The sequence below is a fragment of the Parasphingorhabdus sp. DH2-15 genome (assembly GCF_051668705.1).
Classification (GTDB): Bacteria; Pseudomonadota; Alphaproteobacteria; order Sphingomonadales; family Sphingomonadaceae; genus Alterisphingorhabdus.
Window position 1 is genome coordinate 2,472,330 of the sequence record NZ_CP196351.1, and the last position, 19,570, is coordinate 2,491,899.

At 52.4% G+C, this 19,570-nt stretch carries 16 protein-coding genes and 1 pseudogene; 9 read left to right on the forward strand and 8 right to left on the reverse strand.

Annotated features, from left to right (window positions below; genetic code table 11):
• Positions 1 to 26 precede the first annotated feature (26 nt).
• Positions 27 to 365, forward strand: coding sequence for an ATP-dependent Clp protease adapter ClpS (clpS, locus tag ACR9YC_RS11505; RefSeq protein WP_438731803.1), 339 nt, complete (start codon positions 27 to 29; stop codon positions 363 to 365).
• Positions 366 to 482: 117 nt separating this feature from the next.
• Positions 483 to 1,763, forward strand: coding sequence for a UDP-N-acetylglucosamine 1-carboxyvinyltransferase (murA, locus tag ACR9YC_RS11510; RefSeq protein WP_438727782.1), 1,281 nt, complete (start codon positions 483 to 485; stop codon positions 1,761 to 1,763).
• Between the two features lie 3 nt (positions 1,764 to 1,766).
• Here the strand turns inward: murA and ACR9YC_RS11515 are convergent, their stop codons facing one another.
• The gene (locus tag ACR9YC_RS11515) at positions 1,767 to 2,474 is read right to left on the reverse strand and encodes a hypothetical protein (protein WP_438727784.1); all 708 of its coding nucleotides are present in this window, start codon (positions 2,472 to 2,474) and stop codon (positions 1,767 to 1,769) included.
• Between the two features lie 133 nt (positions 2,475 to 2,607).
• On the opposite strand from ACR9YC_RS11515, the gene ACR9YC_RS11520 reads away from it, so the two are divergent.
• A complete protein-coding gene (locus ACR9YC_RS11520; RefSeq protein WP_438727786.1) occupies positions 2,608 to 3,639 on the forward strand; it encodes a hypothetical protein in 1,032 nt (343 codons plus the stop codon).
• A 12-nt stretch (positions 3,640 to 3,651) separates the two neighbouring features.
• Here the strand turns inward: ACR9YC_RS11520 and ACR9YC_RS11525 are convergent, their stop codons facing one another.
• The 6 genes and pseudogenes from ACR9YC_RS11525 to hflK form a co-directional block, all read right to left on the reverse strand.
• Positions 3,652 to 4,089, reverse strand: coding sequence for a GNAT family N-acetyltransferase (locus ACR9YC_RS11525; RefSeq protein ID WP_438731806.1), 438 nt, complete (start codon positions 4,087 to 4,089; stop codon positions 3,652 to 3,654).
• Between the two features lie 78 nt (positions 4,090 to 4,167).
• Positions 4,168 to 4,392: pseudogene (locus ACR9YC_RS11530) on the reverse strand (ribbon-helix-helix domain-containing protein); the annotation flags it as partial.
• A 57-nt stretch (positions 4,393 to 4,449) separates the two neighbouring features.
• Positions 4,450 to 5,172 carry an acetoacetyl-CoA reductase gene (gene phbB, locus ACR9YC_RS11535; RefSeq protein ID WP_438727788.1) on the reverse strand — a complete coding sequence of 241 codons (723 nt, stop codon included), beginning with the start codon at positions 5,170 to 5,172 and terminating at the stop codon, positions 4,450 to 4,452.
• Between the two features lie 179 nt (positions 5,173 to 5,351).
• Positions 5,352 to 6,911: a Do family serine endopeptidase gene (locus ACR9YC_RS11540; protein ID WP_438727790.1), complete on the reverse strand. Its 1,560-nt coding sequence runs from the start codon at positions 6,909 to 6,911 to the stop codon at positions 5,352 to 5,354.
• 168 nt (positions 6,912 to 7,079) lie between these two features.
• The gene (gene hflC / locus ACR9YC_RS11545) at positions 7,080 to 7,925 is read right to left on the reverse strand and encodes a protease modulator HflC (protein ID WP_438727792.1); all 846 of its coding nucleotides are present in this window, start codon (positions 7,923 to 7,925) and stop codon (positions 7,080 to 7,082) included.
• On the reverse strand, positions 7,925 to 9,046 hold the full coding sequence (gene hflK, locus ACR9YC_RS11550; RefSeq protein ID WP_438727794.1) for a protease modulator HflK: 1,122 nt from the start codon (positions 9,044 to 9,046) through the stop codon (positions 7,925 to 7,927). Before hflK ends, hflC begins: the two co-directional genes overlap by 1 nt.
• 150 nt (positions 9,047 to 9,196) lie before the next feature.
• On the opposite strand from hflK, the gene ACR9YC_RS11555 reads away from it, so the two are divergent.
• The 5 genes from ACR9YC_RS11555 (at position 9,197) to ACR9YC_RS11575 (ending at position 16,747) form a co-directional block, all read left to right on the forward strand.
• Positions 9,197 to 10,216 (forward strand): P-loop NTPase, encoded by a 1,020-nt coding sequence (locus ACR9YC_RS11555; protein WP_438727796.1) that lies wholly within the window; start codon positions 9,197 to 9,199, stop codon positions 10,214 to 10,216.
• Between the two features lie 4 nt (positions 10,217 to 10,220).
• Positions 10,221 to 12,491 (forward strand): molybdopterin cofactor-binding domain-containing protein, encoded by a 2,271-nt coding sequence (locus ACR9YC_RS11560; protein WP_438727798.1) that lies wholly within the window; start codon positions 10,221 to 10,223, stop codon positions 12,489 to 12,491.
• Positions 12,492 to 12,544: 53 nt separating this feature from the next.
• Positions 12,545 to 13,627 carry a ferrochelatase gene (gene hemH, locus ACR9YC_RS11565; protein ID WP_438727800.1) on the forward strand — a complete coding sequence of 361 codons (1,083 nt, stop codon included), beginning with the start codon at positions 12,545 to 12,547 and terminating at the stop codon, positions 13,625 to 13,627.
• A 104-nt stretch (positions 13,628 to 13,731) separates the two neighbouring features.
• Positions 13,732 to 15,303, forward strand: coding sequence for a helicase HerA-like domain-containing protein (locus ACR9YC_RS11570; RefSeq protein WP_438727802.1), 1,572 nt, complete (start codon positions 13,732 to 13,734; stop codon positions 15,301 to 15,303).
• A gap of 1 nt (position 15,304) precedes the next feature.
• Positions 15,305 to 16,747: a cytochrome b/b6 domain-containing protein gene (locus ACR9YC_RS11575; RefSeq protein ID WP_438727804.1), complete on the forward strand. Its 1,443-nt coding sequence runs from the start codon at positions 15,305 to 15,307 to the stop codon at positions 16,745 to 16,747.
• A gap of 91 nt (positions 16,748 to 16,838) precedes the next feature.
• Here the strand turns inward: ACR9YC_RS11575 and ACR9YC_RS11580 are convergent, their stop codons facing one another.
• A complete protein-coding gene (locus ACR9YC_RS11580) occupies positions 16,839 to 17,219 on the reverse strand; it encodes a VOC family protein (protein WP_438727806.1) in 381 nt (126 codons plus the stop codon).
• A gap of 158 nt (positions 17,220 to 17,377) precedes the next feature.
• Here ACR9YC_RS11580 and uvrB point away from each other — a divergent pair, with 158 nt between their 5' ends.
• Complete coding sequence (gene uvrB, locus ACR9YC_RS11585; protein WP_438731809.1) at positions 17,378 to 19,558, forward strand: excinuclease ABC subunit UvrB; 2,181 nt, start codon at positions 17,378 to 17,380, stop codon at positions 19,556 to 19,558.
• Positions 19,559 to 19,570 lie beyond the last annotated feature (12 nt).

Here is a 19,570-nt window from a genome sequence, read left to right on the forward strand (position 1 = left end):
TTAAGTCGCAGCCATGCACTACGCCAATATCTGCCAGTGATGACGATAATGACCAAGGCGATGATGGTGATAGCGAAATTGGAGTAGCGACAAAAACGCGCACCAAGCCAAAAAAGCCCAGCCAATATAAAGTCTTGCTGCTCAATGATGATTACACACCGATGGAATTTGTCGTTGCTGTGCTCAAACGCTTTTTCGGTATGAATATGGAAGAAGCAACCCGCGTTATGCTGCATGTCCACCAAAAAGGCGTCGGCGTTTGCGGTATCTTTACTTATGAAGTGGCCGAAACCAAGGTAACACAGGTAATGGACGCAGCACGTGAAAACCAGCATCCGCTGCAATGCACATTGGAAAAAATCTGATAATTTACGCCTTGCCCCCACGCGGACCGAAAATACAAGGCGCGCTGAATATTGTTCATTGCAGCCTTTTTGCCTTCTATACTTGCGTAACAGATAATCCGCGCTAAACGATTTGGCATGGATAAAATTGTAATTAACGGTGGCAAAACGCTTTCGGGCGATCTCCCAATCTCAGGCGCGAAAAATTCAGCGCTTACCCTTTTACCCTGCGCTTTGTTGACTGACGAGCCTGTGACTCTGCGCAACCTGCCGCGATTGGCGGATGTGGACAGTTTTGGGCATTTGCTCAACCAGATGGGCGTATCCACGACTATTGAAGGCGCCAGACCAGAAGATTTTGGCCGAGTGATGACCTTGCGTGCAGGCCGTATCACGGCAACCGTTGCCCCTTATGATATTGTGCGCAAAATGCGCGCCTCGATTTTGGTATTGGGGCCATTATTGGCCCGTGCTGGTGAAGCAACTGTTTCCCTGCCCGGCGGTTGCGCTATTGGTAACCGTCCGATTGACCTTCACCTCAAAGCGTTGGAAGCCTTTGGTGCAGAAATCGAAATTGCATCAGGTTATGTCCGTGCAAGCGCACCAAAATCAGGATTGCCCGGCGGCGAATATACCTTCCCCGTAGTGTCCGTTGGCGCGACAGAAAATGCCATAATGGGCGCGGTATTGGCCAATGGTCAGTGTATATTGAACAATGCCGCGCGTGAGCCGGAAATTGTTGATCTGTGCAAATTGCTGATCGCCATGGGCTCAGATATTGAAGGTATCGGCACCAGCAAATTGGTCATTACCGGCAAAGACAGGCTGCATGGCGCAACATATCGTGTCATGGCTGATCGTATTGAAGCAGGAAGCTATGCCTGTGCAGCGGCGATAACAGGCGGCACATTGAATTTGCTCGGTGCCAAAATTTCTGAAATGGAAGCGACTGTTGCCGCCCTACGCGAAGCTGGCGTACTAATCGAGGAAAATGCCAAAGGCGTACATGTTAATGCCAGTCAAGGCCTTAAACCTCTCACGCTATCCACCGCACCATTTCCCGGCTTTGCCACCGATATGCAGGCCCAATTCATGGCAATGCTGTGCCGTGCAGACGGGGCCAGTGTGCTAACCGAAACCATTTTTGAAAACCGCTATATGCACGTCCCGGAATTGAGCCGTATGGGCGCGGATATTGAGGTTAAAGGCCGCACTGCTGTGGTGCGCGGTATATCAGATTTGACCGGTGCTCCGGTCATGGCGACCGATTTACGGGCCAGCATGTCGCTTATCCTCGCGGGATTAGCCGCCAAAGGCACAACCGAAGTCAACCGCGTCTACCATCTCGATCGCGGTTATGAACGGCTGGAAGAAAAACTTCAGGCAGTGGGCGCCAATATTGAGCGCGTTGGCGACTAACGCTTAATCAGCACTCACATTCGCAACATTATATTTGAAGGCTTCTTCCACGGATAGGCAATAGCGTGTGGACGGGTCTTCTTCATTTTTGACCGCTTGCTGACGGTACATAACCTCTGACAGCAATTTGCGCGATACGCCCATGCGGATCAGAAAATCATTATCCTCTGTGGCCAGCAATGCGCTTTCCTGCTCAATTTCACCAATGAGTTCGATGGTTGTTTCGGTGCCGAGCGCAACACTTTCATCAATAACATCGCGGTCACCAGTAAGCGTGAACATGTGCACCATGAAATTGCCACCATCTTCAATGATACGTGCCTTGCCGCCCATGAAAACAAAATTGCACGCACTGAAACAGGACCAGCCTTTGGGAATGCGCGTAATAACCAGACCCAATTCTTTGCGGATAATCAGTCCGGCCGCATTGCCCGCCCGCGCATTGCCACCAGGCGAACGCAGCCAAATTTCGGCAATATCAGGATTTTCTTTGATGACCGCCCGCAGACGGTCAGGCAATTCGGCATCGATAACGCCTTCAGCAAGCAGAATTTTCTCATCAAAGATTTCCTGCACATTGAGCGTCATCTTCTGACCAGCCGCCCAATCAGGCTGTAAAGGGCATGTCGGATTTTCAGGATCCTTCGCTGCACTATTGCCCAAAAGAGCCAAAGCCGCAGCAGATGCCATTACAGATTTCCAGATCGCCATAATATCCTCTCGCTCACATTGGCTATAGCATAATCATGCATGGCCTTCAGGACAAGCGGTGTAACGCATGGGCATCATTCTAAATTTGCCAGCAAGAGATTTAGATTCTAGGGTCTTTCATAAGGGGAGAGAAATGAAATTACACTATTTCATCATGACAATGCTTTTGGGAATGAGCATCTCCTTACAGACGGCCTTAGCGCAAGAGCGTAATTTGCAAGGCGATGTAATGGTAGTGCCCGTCCTCCCCGACGCGCCCATATTGTCAACCGATGACTATCCTGAATGCCGTGAAGATTGGCAAAAGATAGAAGCCCCATTTGAACGTGCCAATGATATTAACCGATGCACGGAGTTGCTGGACAGATTTTATGACGGAAAGCTGTTGCCATTTGCTGATCAGATGATTGCCCACCAAACAGAATTATCACGGCTTTATAGTGAAGAAGTGGCCGGCAACCCGACATTGACGCCAGCGGTACATGACGATTTCTATGCACGGATGCGCGCAGAATTCAGCAAATCAGAACCCAATGGTGAATATATGTCTGACTATCAGGCCGCTGTTGCCCGCTATGGCGCTGACCGCGAATATCTGCAGGACCGTTTCTGCTTCAACACTGGTTGCAATGGCTACCCCGTGCCCGAATACACACCGCCAGAGCCAGTGCAGATTGCCGCCAATGATGACGATGGCAATAAGAAAGACAAATCCAAAAAGGGCAAAAAGTCCAAGAAAAAGAAAACTGCTAACAAAGGGTGCGGTAGAGCCCGAAAGCGCGGTGGGTTTTTGGGAAGCGTACTTGGCGGCGTTGCCGGGCAAGCCGCAGGGCTTGACGGTATAGGCAGTTTATTGGCCGCTGGCGTTGGCGGAATATTGGTTGGGGAAATTGCCTGTCAATTGACCAAGGAAGAACAGGAAGAAGCAGTTAAGGCAACAAAAAAAGTCACTGAGGCCGAGGCTGTAGGCGCGACCGCTGAATGGAAAAGCCCTACCAGAGAAGGCGTTTCGGGGTCTTCAACCGTAACGGCTTTGGCATCGCGCCCCAATGGCCGCAAATGCATGACCATAACGGACATTGCGATTATTGATGGCGAAGAAACCCGGATTGAAAAACAAATGTGCAAAAGCCGTGGCGACAAGGCCTATGTGTTGGAAGCCTGATATAGCACTTAACTAGAGATCCTTGAGCATCGCAAAACGACGCAGTTTTTGTGGGCCATTTGGACTTGCCATCTCCACTTGCTCTTCATGCAGGACAGTAAACCCCATGGCGGCAAAAGCCGACTGTGCCATGAGACTGGCATGGGTTTCCAGCTTATGTTTTCCTTGAGCACGCGCTTCTTCTTCAATCTGTTCGTATAAAGCGCGAAACAAGCCGCTCCCTCGTGCGGGTCCGGCAATATATGCAAAGTCGACATAAGCATGACCCGCCTTTTCAAGTTGCTCCAGACTCATAAAGCCTAGTGCTTCATTCCCATCCGTCTCTGCCAGCAAAACATTTTGCTTGGCCAAACGATCATTCCAGACAGGACCGGATCGCGGCTCAGGCATCCATGCTATGCGTTCATCTTCGCTATACGGGCTGGGCAGTGCGTGGACGGCGTCAAACATCAATTGGCCCAAACGGGTATAATCCGCTTCTCCATTGGCCCAACGAAATGTGATCTCGGCTTGCGCATTCTGCTGCAACTGTGCCGCCAGCCATAAACGGACCGCACTGGCCAGACCGGGCGGCGTATCGCTCTGCATCCGCTCCAGATCAATTTGCGCCACCAGAGCATTGATAGGTATTTGCCGCGTCGCTGCTTCTGTCTTTAGCCAGTCCCAAAAGACAGGCTCAAGACTGATAGATGTGGCGTGGCCAGCAATTGTAATCGAGCGTTTTACCGGAGGGTGATAATAGGGTTGAGCCATAGTGACAGCCTATGCGGCAAGCAGATGCAAAAGCCAATAAGCTGCGCGCAATCCGATTCAATACATATGCATGCCGCCATTTATCGACAATGTAGAGCCAGTGATCCAACCGGCATTGTCGCTGGTCAGAAACTCTACGCCGCGCGCAATCTCACTTGGCTCGCCCAAGCGGCCCATAGGGATTTGCGCGACAATCTTTTCCATCACTGTATCAGGAATGGTGGCCAGCATATCGGTGGCAATATAGCCCGGCGCGATAGCATTTGCGGTGACGCCGTAGCGGGCACCTTCTGCAGCGAGGCTTTTGGTAAAGCCATGGATACCCGATTTAGCCGCTGCATAATTCACCTGACCGATTTGCCCGCTTTGACCATTGACTGAGCCGACATTGACAATCCGGCCCCATCCGCGTTCCCGCATTTTGGGGAAGGCAGCCTTGGCCATGGAAAAACAACCGGAAAGATCGACGCGCAATACCTCTTCCCATTGCTCATATGTCATTTTCATCAATGTTGCATCACGCGTGATACCGGCATTATTGACCAAAATATCCACTTCGCCATGATCGGTGGCGATTTTGGCGACGGCATCCTGACATTGCTCATGGTCACCCACATCCCATTTCTGGGTCGCTATACCGGTCCGTTCGGTAAAGTCCTGAGCAGCAGCATCATTGCCACCATAGCTGGCGATCACGGTGCGGCCATGCTCTTTCAAGCGAACACATATTGCTTCACCAATGCCGCGTGTTCCGCCAGTGACGATTGCTATTCTGCCCATATCTTGCTCCTGATGTCCGCGATATTTTCGTGTAAAAGCAATGTCTAGAGTGATGATATAGTTGGGGCAAGATGACGCGAACGGGAAGTGCAGTCATTGACTGCTGGTCATGCAATAGACAATAAAAAAGCGGGGCCGAAGCCCCGCTCAATATCTGTCCCGATTATGGGAGTTTATGCTTAGTTGCTATCGCGCAGACGTACCGGCACGAAAATCTCCGGCTTGCCGCGTGCACGAATTTTGATAACTTTCAACAATATTGCGCCTCGCCCTTCGCTCGTGGCTTGTTGCACGATCGCTTCGAGATCGGCTGGCGAATTCACAGGCTGGCCATTGGCCATAGTAATAACTTCACCACGCGCAAGCGACTTGCTAAAAGCATCGCTGTTGCGGTCGACAGCTGCTATGATCACACCTTCTTGATCAGCATCAAGACCTAGCCGCTCGGCTAGATTTGCCGTTAGTTCTTGTACTGCGATGCCAAGAGCTTGTTGTGCCGCAACTTCATCCTGCTCGGGGTCTTCCTCTTCGAAATTCTGTTCTGACTGACCAAAGGCTTCGGCCATGGCGTCAGGTGTAGGGCGCTTCTCAACCACAGCCTGAACCGTTTGGCGTTTGCCGTTACGGACCAGTTCAATCGGGATTTTTGCACCAGGCTTCACATTGGCTACAATGAAAGACAATGTTTGCTCAGGCGTGACAGCCTTGCCATCAACAGTGATAACAACATCGCCAGCACGAATACCTGCTTTTGCAGCCGGACCATCATCCTGAACAAGGCCGATAAATTCACCGCGGTTTTTGGGCAGACCGAGCGCTTCCGCCAGATCGTCATCCAGTGGGCGCAATCGAACACCCAGAAAACCGCGTTCAATTTCTTCACCGTTTATAAGAGAAGTCACGATCGGATTGGCCACCTCTGATGGAATAGCAAAACCAATACCAACACTGCCGCCATTGGGCGATATGATAGCGGTATTAATACCAATAACATTGCCGTTCAGATCAAACATTGGACCGCCACTATTTCCGCTATTAATGGCAGCATCAGTCTGAATATAGCGGGCATAAGCGCCACCTGTTCCAACACCCTCTGGACCAACATTTCGATACAAAGCAGATATTATTCCAGAAGTAACGGTTCCTCCTAAACGCAGCGGATTGCCGATAGCAATAATCCAGTCACCCACACGCGCTTTGGTTGAATCGCCAAATTGTACGAATGGGAATGCTTCCCCGCGTTGAATTTTCAATACCGCCAGATCGGAGTCCGGATCGCGGCCAACCAATTCAGCCTCATATTCTTTGCCATCCGGCATGGTCACCGTGATCGATTCAATCGTCGCATTGCGCCCATCAGCAGCAACAACATGGTTGTTGGTAACGACATAGCCATCCGCTGAAATAATGAAACCAGAACCGAGAGACTGGGCAGGACGGGTTGTTTCGCCCTCGCTGCCCCGTCCACGACGGTTGCCAAAAAGGTCGCCAAAGGGTGAGCCGGCAAACGGGTTATTGCGGACCCGCACACGCTGTTTGGTTGAGATATTGACCACAGCCGGTTGCAGCTGTTCGGTCAGATCCGCAAAACTCATTGGCGCACCAGCGCGCGGTGCGGCAGCTGTCACTACCCGTTGATCATTTTGTGCAACCTGCGCACCGACGGTCTGACCAGTACTCAGCGCAATAGCGCTTCCAGCGACCAATAAAGCAGCAGTTACTCCATAAGCATAACGCACGTATAATTCCTCTCTTTGGTCCTTGATATAAGGGCCGTTATCGTCATCTGTCTTTTGGTCAGGACTGGCTTAACACCAATTGAACGACCACAAATGTTTTTGTCATTTTTCCATATGACAATCGGCAATATATTACAGCCATTTACCTTCCTGACATTTGCGCCCAGCTTAGCGCCGCCCGCGGAATTGGCGCAAATACTCACTATTGGGTGAAAGCACGATTGACGAATCGCCCTTACCGTTGATGAAGGTTTGCTGATAGCTTTCCATGGCGCGGTAGAAATCATAAAATTCAGGATCCTTACCATAGCTTTCCGCATAGATTCTGGCCGATTCGGCTTCTGCTTGGCCGCGGATAATCTGCGCCTCGCGAGTACCAGCAGCACGAATTGCTGTCGCTTCTTGCTCCCTTTCGGATTTCATCCGTGAAAAAGCCGAATCAAGCGGTGTACCTTCGGGCAAATCTGCGCGTTTGATACGCACATCGATAATTTCCGCGCCATATTTCCTTGCCTGAACATTCAGGGCAGTCTGGATATTTTCCATAATCTGACCGCGTTCAGGGCTGAGCAACTGCGCGAAAGACCGCTTGCCAAGCTCGTTACGCAATGATGACCCCAAGATAGTGCGCAATTGGCCCTGTAAAGCCTCTTCGGTGCGGATTGACCGGAACATTTGCAGCGGGTCCGTAATCCGGAACCGCGCAAAAGCATCAACTTGCAGACGCAACTTGTCCGTAGACAGAACTTCCTGACGCTCCATCTCAATATTCAGAACTTGTTTATTGATATATTGAATTTGCTCAATAAACGGAATCCGCCAAGCGAGGCCTGCACCAGTTTGGCCGAATACTTCATTCGGTTTGTAGATATTGATTTTACGCTGTGGTTGACCATAGCGCAGAATTAAGGCCTGTTCTGTTTCAGGTACGATTGACACTGAAAGACTGGTCAATATTGCGGCAAAAATTAGGACAATGCCGATGACAACAGGGTTACCGAAACGCGTTCCCATTATTGCTCTCCCTGACCGGTTGACGGTTGCGTGGGTGCTGGCACCGTTGGTTGAGCAATGCTGTCAGCGCGTCGGCGTAATTCAGGCAGAGGCAGGTAAGGCGTAACATTGCCGGCTTCGACAATTGTTTTATCTACTTTACCCAGTACCGCCTCCAGCGTTTCATAATAGAGACGCTGGCGCGTGACTTCAGGCGCCAGACGATATTGCTCATAAACCTGATCAAAACGTGAAGTTTCACCTTTTGCACGTTCAATCAAACGGCTGGCATAAGCACGCGCATCGTTTTTCGATGTCTCAGCTTGTTGCTGGGCAACGTTAACCTGCTTAAATGCTTCATTGACCTCTTTTGGCGGATCGGATTGACGGATAGTAATACCCTGAATCAAAACGCCAGCGCGGTAATCATCCAATATTTCCTGCATGCGTTGACGCACCTGTGCCTCAATATCGGTACGTGCCGGACCAATCGCATCGTCCAGCGAGAAATTGGCAATGACAGCACGCATCGAACTTTCGGCCGTCGCCTCAACTGCCCCATCAGGGCCCTCTAGTTGAAAGAGATACAGCTCAGGGTCGCGCACTGACCAGCGGACCTCATAGGCCATATCGATAATATTTTGGTCGCTCGTCAAAACAAAATTGCCGTCATTGGCGCTTGCCGTGCCGATCGATGTTTCGCGAATAGCCTGTGTGTCGACTTTTTCCATAGTTTCGAAAGGCATTGGCAGGGTCCAGTTAATGCCCGGGCCAACGGTACGCGAATAGGAACCAAGAAACTTGACGACGCCCTGCTCTTGCGGACCCAGTCGCCATATGCTGGTCGATAATATCCAAAAAATGGCAATGCCAATCAGGGCCAGTGGAATGAACTTCTTGCTATCCGGCATTTTGGGCATGCCTGTCATGCCTCCACCGCCGCCATTAGGGCCACCCCCGCCAGAACGGTTGCGGAATAAATCCTCTACCGTGCCCTTTTTGCCAGAGCCATTGCTGCTGCCCGAAGGTTGCCATGGATTATTGGGCCCGCCAGAGCCGCCTTTGGTCGGGCCATCGCCCCAAGGACTGCCCGAAGCCATGAATGAACCGAATTGCGAAAATATCTTGGAAAAACTTGCCATATTCTCTTTATAGGTAACCCATGTTCAGAAAAATAGTGTCTTTGCGCATCTAGACCATGTTATGCGGCAAAATAATGATATTATTCGACCGACTGCACCTGCATCACTGCCCCTTGTTTCCCTATATAAGTGAAAGAGTTACCCCGAAAAATGCCGACAGTTGAAGCGCTTGAAAAAATCTTGGAAACAATTGCCGGTTCTCGCCATTCGGGATTACGGATCGATGAAGGTGATGTTTCACTCGTTCTGGATGTCAGCGGTTTGTCGCAATTGGAACGCGATAAGATGGACATCGCCATCAAACAGGCATTGCGTCAGCAAGGCGGCGCACAAACAGTGAAAATCGCGATGACCGCCGAAAAGGTGAAACGGCGGCTCATTGCTGTGGGAAGTGGCAAAGGCGGCGTTGGCAAATCAACCGTTTCCACCAATTTGGCCATCGCCCTTATGCAGGCAGGGCACAAAACCGGAATGGTCGATGCCGATATTTACGGACCATCACAGACTCGTTTGCTGGATTGCCCCGAGAACAAGCCGGAAATTCACGATAAGAAATTGGTGCCGATAACCACACCATCAGGCATAAAATTGCTTTCTATGGGGCAGTTGATTGAGCAAGGCCGCGCTATTGCGTGGCGTGGCCCCATGGCGGGTAAGGCCCTGGCGCAACTGATTGATGCCGATTGGGGCGATGTTACCGATCTTGTTATCGATCTGCCGCCAGGTACCGGCGATGTACAAATGTCTTTGATGCAACAGTTCAAACCTGATGGCGCAGTGATCGTGTCTACACCGCAGGATCTGGCGCTGATTGATGCAACACGGGCCATAAACCTGTTCGATCAAGGCAGCATACCGATTATCGGTTTGATCGAGAATATGGCGGGCTATATCTGCCCCAATTGTGGAGAGATTAGCGACCCCTTTGGCGCAGGCGGGGCAGAAGCCGCGGCCCAACAGATGAACCTGCCTTTTCTAGGCCGCATCCCGCTTGACATAGCCATTCGCCAAACCAGTGATGCTGGCACACCTATAGCCGCTATTGATTGCCCGCAAGCCGCAGCTTTTCGTGCGATAGCGGCCAAAACCGTTGCCAGACTCGATGATATCGCCAAAGCGCCACCGCCGGCTCCCGCTTCTGCCCCCGGTCCAGTGGCAGATGCGCATTAAATCAATGACAAGCATATCCCGCAGAACAGTTTTGATAACAGGTGCCGTAGGCGCAGGCTTGGTCGTGGGTTGGTCCTTATTGCCCACCGAATTTGATAACCCTGTCCGCGCTGCACCGGATGATATTCTTTTCAACACCTATGTGCGGCTAACAGCCAGTGGCAGCATTACAATATCCATTCCAGTGCTGGACTTTGGCCTTGGTGAATCCACCTTGCTCGCCCAAATTATTGCGCAGGAAATGGGCGCGGATTGGCGCACTATAGCCATTGAGCCAGCTACGCCCAGCCCAGTTTACGCAAATATGACGCTACTTAAACGTTGGGCACCGATAATTGCCCCGCAAGATACCGGCACGGCAATTGCGCAAAGCGACCTTTTACTACAGCGCTATGCTGACCAGACACCCTTTATGATCAGCGGCGAAGCATCCACACTGGCCAGCTATTATCAACCCTGCCGCGATGCTGGTGCAGGGGTGCGCATCTTGCTAGCCAGTGCAGCAGCAGAGCGTTGGGGTATCGATTGGGAGCAATGCACGGTCGCCAATAATTTTGTATCCTTTGACGATAAGCAACTCTCCTTCGCGCAATTGGCGCAAGAGGCAGCGACGCAAACTCTGCCCGATATATTACCGCTCAATCCCGATGGCTCCGGCGAACCAGAATTGCGAAATGTTGGGTTGCAAGCATTGGATAATGGCATGCGCACCAACTATCCGCGCCTTGATTTGCCCGCCAAGGTCGATGGCTCAGCCAATTTTGCTGCTGATATTCGCTTGCCGGAAATGCTCTACGCCGCCACCCGGCAAGGGCCACTAGGCAATAGCCGAGTCAAAACATTTAATCGCGAAGCCGCGATGCAGGTAGATGCCGTTGTCGATGCTATTCAAAAGGATGATTTTGTGGCCGTGTTGGCGACAAATTGGTGGGCCGCCAATCAGGGACTGACCGCCAGTCGCCCTGAATTTATCAGCATTGGGCGGCTTGCCGATAGTGACACAATGCAGCAAACTCTGGAAAATGCTGTGCGGGGCGGCCAGGGCTATAGGCTGGAATCGGTTGGTAATGTGGGCGATGCTCTAACACAGGACGGCGTTTTTATCGGCCAGTACCGCGTCGCAGCGGCCCAGCATTGCACTATTGAAACCCAGTCGGCAACAGCCCGCTTTGCAGATGGCAGAGCGGAAATCTGGTATGCCGCGCAGGCACCATCCCAAACGCAAAGTGCAGTGGCAGAGGCTTTGGGTATTCCAGCCAAAAATGTCACGATTTACACCATGCCTTCATCAGGCGGCTGCGGCAAAGCGCTTGACCATCGCCCTGCCATTCAGGCGGCATTGCTGGCGCAGCAGACGCAGCGGCCGGTGCAACTTTGCTGGTCGCGCGGCGAGGAACAGGTGCAAAACCTGCCACGCCCGCCGGCATATCTGGAATTGGCAGCTGCAACCCGCCAGGATGGTTCTATCACCGCGATGCATCACAAAATCGCCACACCCGCTGCGGGTCGTCAGACAATGCGCCGCTTGTTCGATGGTGAAAGCCCCGCCCAAGCACGCGCTGAAACCACGAGCAGCTATGACCGCCATATGGTCGCAGGCGCCATGGCACCCTATGCCATTGCCAATATCAGCATAGACCATCATCCGGTCGATATTGCATTGCCAACCGGCATGATGCGCGCCGATAGTGAAACGCTGAATTGTTTTGCCCGTGAATGTTTCATTGATGAGTTGGCAATAAATGCTGCGCGTGAGCCTTTATCCTATCGCGTGCAAATGCTTGGCAAGACACCGCGACTTGTTGCCTGTCTATCACAGGCTGCAACTATGGCCGGATGGGATGGCGGCAGCAGAAATAGCGGGCAAGGCATTGCCTGCCACTCTATGCATGGCGCAATGATCGCGATTATTGCCAATGCCCAGCGCCGCGATGACGGTGTTCGCGTCACACGGTTAAGCGCTGCGGTCGATATTGGTCAGGTAATCAACCCTGATATTTGCCTGCAACAGATTGAAAGCGGCATAGTGAATGGCATTGCCAATGCTCTGGGTGGAAGTAGCAAGTATAGAGGCGGGCTGACCAATGGTCGCCATTTACGCGATTATAATCTGCCCGTTTTGGCAGATATGCCTGAAATGGAAATATTTCTGATGCGCAGCAATAGTGTCGCACGAGACGCTGATACAATAGGAATACCGGCGGTTGCGCCTGCCATTGCCAATGCCCTATTTTCGGCTACTGGCTTTCGCTTTCGCCAATTGCCATTGATTTGACGTTTCGGCGCATTAACTCTGCCAATATTCACTGGAACGTGTAAGGACGCCTTATGGCCGAAGATATTGACATTCCGTCTTATGCCAATGTGCCGCGTCCTGATGGCCACCCCGCTGCGCCTGTTGGAAAGATTGGTGTGCTGCTGGTCAATCTTGGCACGCCAGAAGCCCCCGAAGTTGGCCCGATCAAAACCTATTTGCGCGAATTTCTGTCGGACCGCCGCGTCGTCGAGTTGCCCGCGATTATTTGGCAACCCGTTCTGCGCGGGCTTATCCTTAATACCCGCCCGCCCAAAACGGCTATTGCCTATGGCAAAATCTGGCTGGATGATGGTTCCCCGTTGATGGTTTATACACGCGGCCTTGCACAGCAATTACACACGCAATTCGCTGAAGCTGGCATGGACCATGTGCATGTTGATTTTGCCATGCGCTATGGTAACCCCAATATTCCCGATAAATTGCAGGCGATGAAAGATGCCGGATGTGACCGCATATTGGTGGCATCGCTCTATCCGCAATATTCCGGCGCCACCACGGGCACGGCCAATGATAAGGTGTTTGAGACATTACAGGGCCTGAGATGGCAACCTGCACTGCGCATCATGCCCCCTTATCATGATGACCCGCTTTATATCGCGGCATTGGCCAAGATGTTAGAACAGCAAATTGCTGGTCTGGATTTCAAACCCGATGCCGTAATTGCCAGCTTTCATGGCATGCCGCTCAAAACCCTGCATGATGGCGACCCCTATCATTGCCATTGTCGCAAAACAGCGCGCTTATTGTCTGAGCATATGGCCGATTTTCTGGCCGCCAATACCAATGGCGATGCAGGCAATGAGCTGATTGTTTCTTTCCAGTCGCGATTTGGCCGCGCCAAATGGCTGGAACCAGCCACTGATGAAACGCTGGAGACCCTGCCTAGCAAAGGCATTAAGAAGGTAGCGATCTTTGCGCCTGGCTTTGCTGTCGATTGTGTTGAAACGCTGGAAGAATTGGCGATTGAAGGCAAGGAAGAGTTTATGGAAGCTGGCGGTGAGCAATTTGCCTATCTGCCCTGCCTGAATGTTGACCCTATTGCCGATGATATGATGCTGGCGCTGGTACGCCGCGAACTGGGCGGCTGGATATAAATCATCCGCATTTGCCGGGTAAAATCTTGCCATTGGCTTGACCCGATGCGCGCAAACGCACAATCTGCGCAGCAATATATAGCAATTACGCAATGGGGACCAAAATGGCTGATATTTTTCTGGGATTGGGCGGCGGAGAAAACCAGACCCTCAATATGGGGCGTGCTAATCGCCACGGTCTGATCGCAGGGGCAACCGGCACGGGTAAGACGGTCACTTTGCAAGGTCTTGCAGAGAGCTTTTCCGCACAAGGCGTTCCAGTATTTGTCGCCGACGTAAAAGGTGATTTATCAGGCATTTCCATGCAGGGTTCGTCCGACTTCAAACATGCGGACAAGCTGCAAGCACGCGCCAAAGAACTGGGCATGGATGATTATGCTTATAGCGATAACCCCGCAATTTTTTGGGATCTTTATGGCGAGCAAGGCCACCCCATCCGCACCACCATCACTGAAATGGGGCCATTGCTGCTGGCGCGGTTAATGGATTTGAACGATACGCAGGAAGGCGTTTTGAACATCGTTTTCCGTTTTGCCGATGAACAGGGCTTGTTGCTCCTTAACCTTGACGATCTGCAATCCATGTTGGCCTATACGGCAGAAAATGCCAAAGAATTGTCCGCCAAATATGGCAATGTCTCCAAAGCCAGTGTGGGCGCAATCCAGCGGCAATTGCTGCAATTGGATAGTCAGGGTGCAGGCCAGTTTTTTGGCGAACCAGCATTGGAAATTGATGATTTCATTCAGTGCGATGAAAATGGCCGCGGCTATATCAATGTGCTGGCGGCTGACAAATTGATGCGCAGCCCGAAGCTTTATGCCACTTTCCTGCTCTGGCTGCTGGCGGAATTGTTTGAAACACTGCCCGAAGTGGGTGATCCGGAAAAACCGAAACTGGTTTTCTTTTTTGATGAAGCGCATTTGCTGTTTGATGATGCGCCGAAAGCGCTGGAGGATAAGATTGAGCAAGTTGTCCGCTTGATCCGGTCAAAAGGCGTTGGCGTATTTTTCGTAACGCAAAACCCTATTGATATTCCCGAAAAAGTGGCCGGACAATTGGGCAACCGTGTGCAGCATGCTCTGCGTGCTTTCACCCCGCGTGACAAAAAAGCGATCAAGGCCGCGGCCGATACCTTCCGCATCAACCCTGATCTGGATGTTGAGGAAGCGATTACCGAATTGCGGGTGGGTGAGGCTCTGGTTTCCACATTGATGGAAGATGGCGCGCCCAGCGTCGTGCAGCGCACATTGATCAAGCCGCCCCGTTCGCGCCTTGGCCCTGTTAGCAAGAAAGAACGCGCGATCATCCGTTCCATATCGCCTGTTGAAGGCAAATATGATGAGGAAATAGACCGCGAGTCCGCGGAAGAAATATTGCTGCAAAAAGCCACCGACGCCACTGAAACAGCCGAAGAAGTAGCCGAAAAAGGCGAAAAAGAAGTGAGCAAGCGCTCGCGCAAAACCACCTCTATGTGGAGCAAGGCCATGAAGCGTGCCGGCCGCGCAGCGGCTGGTTCTGCCGCAGGGGCCGCAGCGGCTGCTGTTCTGGGCAAAAAGTCACGCGCCAACCCCGCGCGGACCGCAGCTACGTCGGCTGTCGGCTCAATCGTGACCGATCTGGCCGGACCGATTGCCGGACGTTTTGTCCGCAACCTTATTGGCGGCCTGATGCGATAATATGGACAGGCCGCCGCACCATAAGGATCAGCCCATAGGTGCAGGAGAGATGGAGGCTATAAAGGTGGCCACGCCAGATTATAGAACTTCACAGGCGCGCTATTCGCGTGTCGCTATGCTGCTGCACTGGCTCATTGCAGCAGCATTGGCTTTTCAAATGGGGCTTGGCGGCGCTTTGGAGGATCTGACGCCAGAGGCAGGTCTGTTCGCGGCCACGCAATTGCACAAATCCATCGGTATTATGATTTTGCTGTTATCGCTTATGCGTCTGTGCTGGCGCTGGTTCAAACCGCCACCACCCGCATTGCCGGACAGCCGACAGAACCATCTGCTATCCAAAACAGTGCATATCGGGCTGTACGCCTTTATGATTGGCGCGCCGCTTTCCGGTTGGCTGTTGGTCTCAACCTCCAAGCTGGGCATTGATACCTATATTTTCAGCACATTATATTGGCCGCATATTCCCTTTGTTGGCGGGCTGGAGACATCTGCCAAGACAGCATTAAATGGCATGGCCGGAGCGGCGCATCATTATCTTGGCTGGATGGGTTTGGCACTGTTTGTGCTGCATGTTGCCGGGGCGTTGCGCCATCAGTTCCTGAAAGGCGAACCATTATTGGCGCGGATATGGCCGGGCAGATGGGGCGTGGGCAGGATGACCGGCACTATGCTGATTATCGCTGCTTTTGCTATTATGTTCAGCCTGTGCGGCATCGCGCAGCAACTTTATGGCAGCGCGCAGGAAGAACCGGTGGCCAGTGCGCCAGATGCGCCGCCAACAAATGCTGATCAGCTGGCCCAGGCAGCAGATATAGATAGCGGCGACCCAATAAGTGACGATGAACAGGCTGACCAGACTGACCCCGTTGAAACAGAGAATGAAGATCAGCCAGACGATGCGGACGACAGTGATCAAAGTACTGAAGATGACAATAAGGATATCAAGCCTGACCCTGCAATTGCCCATGATTGGCAGATTATCGAGCGCCCGCCCATTGCTTTTAGCTTTGCGTGGAATGGCGAAACAGTGCGCGGCAGTTTTGCCGATTGGCAGGCCGATATCCGCTTTGGCGCAGACGCATTGGCGCAATCACGCATAGATGTGCGGGTAAATCTGGCTTCCGGAATGACTGGCAACCCGCAAATTGATGATGCTCTGCCCGGCGCTGACTTTTTTGCCGCAGCGCTAAACCCGCAAGCACGCTTTGTGTCGAGCGATATACGCAGCACGGGCGGTAACAATTATGAAGCGCGCGGAACACTAACGCTAAAAGGCATTAGCCAGCCGACAGTTTTGCGCTTTTCACTCGCACTATCTGGTAATCAGGCCGTGGCCAAAGGCAATGCAAGCATAGACCGCAATGCGCACAAAGTGGGCGAAGGTAGCTATGGCGACATTTCCGATAAGGTTGTCGTCAGCTTTCAATTAACCGCTGAGCATTAAAACTGATTGGCCGGACCAGCAAAAGCCAGACCGGCCAGCAGCCATAAACGCATAGTGCAACTTTTGCGAACAGCGTTCAACACATTAGCGATCAGCCAAAGTTCATTTTGCAGGCGCAGATTTTGTTGCCTTCTGGGTCACGAAAATATGCACCGTAGAAAACATTCTCCATGCGCCAGCCTGGCTCGCCCTCATCGCTGCCACCTACGGCCATCGCTTTTGCATAAAGCGCATCGACTTCTTCCGTTGTTTCAAAGCGCAGTGCAATCATCACACCATTGCCAACTGTCGCTGGCTTTTCATCATAAGGCAGGCCAACAACCAGCATAGGTTCATCTGCACTTTTGCCAAAAAACTGCCCGTCACGCGGGGTTTTGAACAGCGGTTTTACGTCGCTGCCTTCAAACAATTTGCTGTAAAAGGCGATGCCTTCTTCAAGATTGTTGGTGCCGACCATAGTATATGCGATCATAGGGATGCCTTTCATTTTCTTTATACAATATCAGGCGAATCATCGCCTGTACGCCATGCCTTTATACCGTGGTGATCAGGATTTGCATGTGCAGATCGCATATGTGAATTGTGCATCGGCAATTGCGGTTGACAGTCACAGATGCCATATCGGCAGGCATGGCAGAACTTATTATCAGACGCGGGTTAGACGAGCCGGATACCGATGGCGATTTTGTCCCGCATAAGCCCGCGCGCCCCGAAAAAACTGATGGCGGCAAAGCCTTTAAGCTGGTCAGCGATTATGAACCGGCGGGCGACCAACCAAGCGCTATCGCAGAGCTGGTAGAAGGCGCGCAAGCGGGTGAGAAAGATCAGGTGCTGCTGGGCGTTACGGGTTCGGGCAAGACCTTCACCATGGCGAAGATGGTGGAGCAATTACAGCGCCCTGCGCTGGTGCTGGCGCCCAACAAAATCCTTGCCGCGCAGCTTTATGGAGAGTTTAAACAATTCTTCCCCGACAATGCGGTGGAATATTTTGTTAGCTATTATGACTATTACCAGCCAGAGGCCTATGTCGCGCGCTCTGACACCTATATTGAGAAAGAAAGCAGCGTAAACGAAGCAATTGACCGGATGCGCCATTCGGCCACTCGCTCGCTGCTGGAGCGTGATGATGTGCTGATCGTCGCCTCTGTTTCCTGCCTTTATGGTATTGGCTCGGTCGAAACCTATTCGGCCATGATTTTCGATATCAAAAGCGGCGAAAGCGTTGACCAGCGCGAATTGATCCGCAAGCTGGTTGCCCTGCAATATAAGCGCAACGACATGGCCTTTGCGCGTGGCAATTTCCGGGTGCGCGGCGACAATTTGGAACTCTTCCCATCCCATTTGGAAGATATGGCGTGGCGGATCAGCTTTTTTGGCGATGAGATTGAGGAAATTACCGAATTTGACCCGCTGACCGGCAAGCCCGGAACCAAGCTGGACAAGGTGCGTGTCTTTGCCAATTCGCACTATGTGACCCCAGGCCCGACTATGAAACAGGCCGCCGATGCGATTAAGTTTGAACTGACCGAGCGGCTGAAAGAGCTGGAAGCAGAGGGCAAATTGCTGGAGGCGCAGCGGCTGGAGCAGCGCACCCATTTCGACCTGGAGATGATAGCCGCGACGGGCAGCTGCAATGGTATTGAAAATTATAGCCGCTTTCTCACCGGCCGCCTGCCCGGTGAACCGCCGCCAACCCTGTTTGAATATCTGCCGGATAATGCCCTGTTGTTCGTGGACGAAAGTCACCAGACCGTGCCGCAAATCGGCGCCATGTCAAAGGGCGATCATCGCCGCAAAATCACGCTGGCCGAATATGGCTTTCGCTTGCCGAGTTGCATCGACAACCGGCCTTTGCGTTTTAATGAATGGGATGCGATGCGGCCACAAACGGTCAGTGTCTCCGCCACGCCCGGCAATTGGGAGATGGAACAGACTGGCGGCGTATTTGCCGAGCAGGTGATCCGCCCCACCGGCCTGATCGACCCGCCGGTCGAGATTAAACCGGTTGAAGAACAGGTGGATGACTGCATCAATGAATGCCGCAAGACCGCTGAGGCGGGCTATCGCACATTGGTCACCACACTGACCAAGCGGATGGCCGAAGACCTGACCGAATTTATGCATGAGGCGGGTTTGAAGGTGCGCTATATGCACAGCGATGTCGAGACGCTGGAGCGGATTGAGCTGATCCGTGATCTGCGTCTGGGCGTCTATGATGTGCTGGTCGGCATCAACCTGCTGCGCGAGGGGCTGGACATTCCCGAATGCGGATTGGTGGCGATTTTGGACGCGGATAAAGAAGGCTTTTTGCGCTCCGAAACATCATTGATTCAGACCATTGGCCGCGCCGCGCGTAATATTGATGGCCGCGTCATCCTCTATGCCGATCGCATGACCGGCAGCATGGAGCGCGCACTGAATGAAACCGACCGCCGCCGTGAAAAACAGCTCGCCTATAATGCGCAGCATGGCATTACGCCCAAGACCATCAAAAAGAATATTGGCGATATTGTCGGCCATGTGACCAACAAAGACAGCGTGACCGTTGATACCGGCGATGATGAGCGCAACAATCTGGTGGGCCATAATCTGCGCAGCTATATTGAGGATCTGGAAAAACGCATGCGCGATGCCGCGGCCGATCTGGAATTTGAAGAGGCGGGCCGCCTGCGCGATGAAATCCGCAAGCTGGAGGCGGACGAACTAGGCATCCCCGATAGCGAGCGCGTCGCCAACCCCAGAGGCCGCGCCACCGAAGGCAAGCCCGGCACAAGGAAGATGCGCTATGGCAGGACACAGCGTAAGGGCTGATTAAGCTATTAG

Bases quoted from the DNA above. Each gene is read 5' to 3' on its own strand.
- ACR9YC_RS11520 (WP_438727786.1), top strand. From the start codon at position 2,608: ATGAAATTACACTATTTCATCATGACAATGCTTTTGGGAATGAGCATC.
- ACR9YC_RS11560 (WP_438727798.1), top strand. From the start codon at position 10,221: ATGACAAGCATATCCCGCAGAACAGTTTTGATAACAGGTGCCGTAGGC.
- murA (WP_438727782.1), top strand. From the start codon at position 483: ATGGATAAAATTGTAATTAACGGTGGCAAAACGCTTTCGGGCGATCTC.
- ACR9YC_RS11575 (WP_438727804.1), top strand. From the start codon at position 15,305: ATGGACAGGCCGCCGCACCATAAGGATCAGCCCATAGGTGCAGGAGAG.
- ACR9YC_RS11555 (WP_438727796.1), top strand. From the start codon at position 9,197: ATGCCGACAGTTGAAGCGCTTGAAAAAATCTTGGAAACAATTGCCGGT.
- ACR9YC_RS11570 (WP_438727802.1), top strand. From the start codon at position 13,732: ATGGCTGATATTTTTCTGGGATTGGGCGGCGGAGAAAACCAGACCCTC.
- hemH (WP_438727800.1), top strand. From the start codon at position 12,545: ATGGCCGAAGATATTGACATTCCGTCTTATGCCAATGTGCCGCGTCCT.
- hflC (WP_438727792.1), bottom strand. From the start codon at position 7,925: ATGGGAACGCGTTTCGGTAACCCTGTTGTCATCGGCATTGTCCTAATT.
- uvrB (WP_438731809.1), top strand. From the start codon at position 17,378: ATGGCAGAACTTATTATCAGACGCGGGTTAGACGAGCCGGATACCGAT.
- phbB (WP_438727788.1), bottom strand. From the start codon at position 5,172: ATGGGCAGAATAGCAATCGTCACTGGCGGAACACGCGGCATTGGTGAA.
- hflK (WP_438727794.1), bottom strand. From the start codon at position 9,046: ATGGCAAGTTTTTCCAAGATATTTTCGCAATTCGGTTCATTCATGGCT.
- ACR9YC_RS11525 (WP_438731806.1), bottom strand. From the start codon at position 4,089: ATGTTTGACGCCGTCCACGCACTGCCCAGCCCGTATAGCGAAGATGAA.
- ACR9YC_RS11515 (WP_438727784.1), bottom strand. From the start codon at position 2,474: ATGGCGATCTGGAAATCTGTAATGGCATCTGCTGCGGCTTTGGCTCTT.
- ACR9YC_RS11580 (WP_438727806.1), bottom strand. From the start codon at position 17,219: ATGATCGCATATACTATGGTCGGCACCAACAATCTTGAAGAAGGCATC.